At 53.1% G+C, this 2,637-nt stretch carries 1 tRNA gene, 1 rRNA gene and 1 other annotated feature (1 of these 3 only partly in view); both genes read left to right on the forward strand.

The features are described from left to right. Positions 1 to 2,272, forward strand: a sequence feature (mutual gap in cmsearch alignment for this rRNA model is longer than 100) (it extends 1,282 nt beyond the left edge of the window). Between the two features lie 103 nt (positions 2,273 to 2,375). Then, positions 2,376 to 2,490: ribosomal RNA gene (gene rrf / locus BW975_RS17725) — 5S ribosomal RNA — on the forward strand. A gap of 69 nt (positions 2,491 to 2,559) precedes the next feature. Continuing rightward, positions 2,560 to 2,636 (forward strand) — tRNA-Met (locus BW975_RS17730). The last annotated feature ends 1 nt before the right edge of the window (position 2,637 follow it).

Consider the following 2,637-nt stretch of genomic DNA (forward strand, 5'->3'; position numbering starts at 1 on the left):
GGGTGACGGCGTACCTTTTGTATAATGGGTCATCGACTTGGTCTATCTAGCAAGCTTAAGCCGTTAGGTGTAGGCGCAGCGAAAGCGAGTCTTAATAGGGCGTATGAGTTAGATGGATCAGACCCGAAACCGAGTGATCTAGGCATGACCAGGATGAAGGTAAGGTAACACTTACTGGAGGTCCGAACCCACACCTGTTGAAAAAGGTCGGGATGAGTTGTGCCTAGGGGTGAAAGGCCAATCAAACTCGGAGATAGCTGGTTCTCTGCGAAATCTATTTAGGTAGAGCGTCATCCGAATACCCTCGGGGGTAGAGCACTGGATGGGTAATGGGGCCCCACAGGCTTACTGATCCTAACCAAACTCCGAATACCGAGGAGTACTAGATGGCAGACAGACAGCGGATGCTAACGTCCGTTGTCGAGAGGGAAACAACCCTGACCTACAGCTAAGGCCCCTAATTCATGGCTAAGTGGGAAAGCAGGTGGGACGACCAAAACAACCAGGAGGTTGGCTTAGAAGCAGCCATCCTTTAAAGATAGCGTAACAGCTCACTGGTCTAAATAAGTTGTCCTGCGGCGAAGATGTAACGGGGCTCAAGCCATGAGCCGAAGCTTAGGATGAGTGAATTCTTCGGAATTCATTCGTGGTAGCAGAGCGTAGTGTGACATAGTTCCGTGTCTCTTTAGCGACTTCGGTCGTTACGGAGACGTGGAGCTTTCGATGAAGCGGGCGCGTGAGCGATCCCGTGGAGAGATCACTAGTGAGAATGATGACATGAGTAGCGACAAACAGTGTGAGAGACACTGTCGCCGAAAGTCCAAGGGTTCCTGCTTAAAGCTAATCTGAGCAGGGTAAGCCGACCCCTAAGGCGAGGCCGAAAGGCGTAGTCGATGGGAACCAGGTTAATATTCCTGGGCCAGATGGAAGTGACGGATCTCGAGGGTAGTTCATCCTTATCGGATTGAGTGGGCTGCTTAGAGGTTCCTGGAAATAGCTCCATCGCTAGATCGTACCCTAAACCAACACAGGTGGACTGGTAGAGAATACCAAGGCGCTTGAGAGAACCACATTTAAGGAACTCGGCAAAATACCTCCGTAAGTTCGCGAGAAGGAGGCCCGGTTTTTACGCAAGTAGAGGCCGGGGGCACAAACCAGGGGGTGGCGACTGTTTACTAAAAACACAGGGCTCTGCGAAGTCGCAAGACGACGTATAGGGTCTGACGCCTGCCCGGTGCCTGAAGGTTAAAAGGAGGGGTGAGAGCTCTGAATTGAAGCCCAGGTAAACGGCGGCCGTAACTATAACGGTCCTAAGGTAGCGAAATTCCTTGTCGGGTAAGTTCCGACCTGCACGAATGGCGTAACGACTTCCCCGCTGTCTCAAATGTGGACTCAGCGAAATTGAATTGCCTGTCAAGATGCAGGCTTCCCGCGGTTAGACGGAAAGACCCCGTGCACCTTTACTACAGCTTCGCACTGGCATCAGGATTGTGATGTGCAGGATAGGTGGTAGACTTTGAAGCCGGAACGCCAGTTTCGGTGGAGTCACCCTTGAGATACCACTCTTCGCACTCTTGATGTCTAACCGCGGTCCGTTATCCGGATCCGGGACCCTGCGTGGCGGGTAGTTTGACTGGGGCGGTCGCCTCCTAAATCGTAACGGAGGCGCGCGAAGGTTGGCTCAGACCGGTCGGAAATCGGTCGTTGAGTGCAATGGCAGAAGCCAGCCTGACTGCGAGACTGACAAGTCGAGCAGAGACGAAAGTCGGTCATAGTGATCCGGTGGTCCCAAGTGGGAGGGCCATCGCTCAACGGATAAAAGGTACGCCGGGGATAACAGGCTGATACTGCCCAAGAGTCCATATCGACGGCAGTGTTTGGCACCTCGATGTCGGCTCATCTCATCCTGGGGCTGGAGCAGGTCCCAAGGGTACGGCTGTTCGCCGTTTAAAGAGGTACGTGAGCTGGGTTTAGAACGTCGTGAGACAGTTCGGTCCCTATCTGCCGTGGGTGTAGGATACTTGAGAGGAGTTGCCCCTAGTACGAGAGGACCGGGGTGAACGTTCCACTGGTGGACCTGTTGTTGCGCCAGCAGCAGTGCAGGGTAGCTATGAACGGACAGGATAACCGCTGAAGGCATCTAAGCGGGAAGCCCCCCTCAAAACAAGGTATCCCTGAGAGCCGTGGTAGACCACCACGTCGATAGGCCGGAGATGTAAGCGCAGCAATGCGTTCAGTTGACCGGTACTAATTGCTCGATAGGCTTGATTTGATCCAGTAGAAGTCAGACCGATAGGCCAGACTTCGAAAACATCAGTCATACTTACACCAAAACATCAGCATACATGACTTGGACAGTCGAAGGTTTTTCTCGGTTTGGTGATCATAGCACGAGCAAAACACCCGGTCCCATCCCGAACCCGGCAGTTAAGTGCCGTAGCGCCCATGGTACTGCGTCTCAAGACGTGGGAGAGTAGGTCGTCGCCAAACCTAGTAAAACCTTCGATACGTATCTCTCTTTCGATGATCCTCACAAAACAAAACGTGAGGCGCAAATGGCGCGGGATGGAGCAGCCCGGTAGCTCGTCAGGCTCATAACCTGAAGGTCGTAGGTTCAAATCCTACTCCCGCAACCAA

It is taken from the genome of Roseovarius nanhaiticus (genome assembly GCF_900156535.1).
Lineage (GTDB): Bacteria > Pseudomonadota > Alphaproteobacteria > Rhodobacterales > Rhodobacteraceae > Roseovarius > Roseovarius nanhaiticus.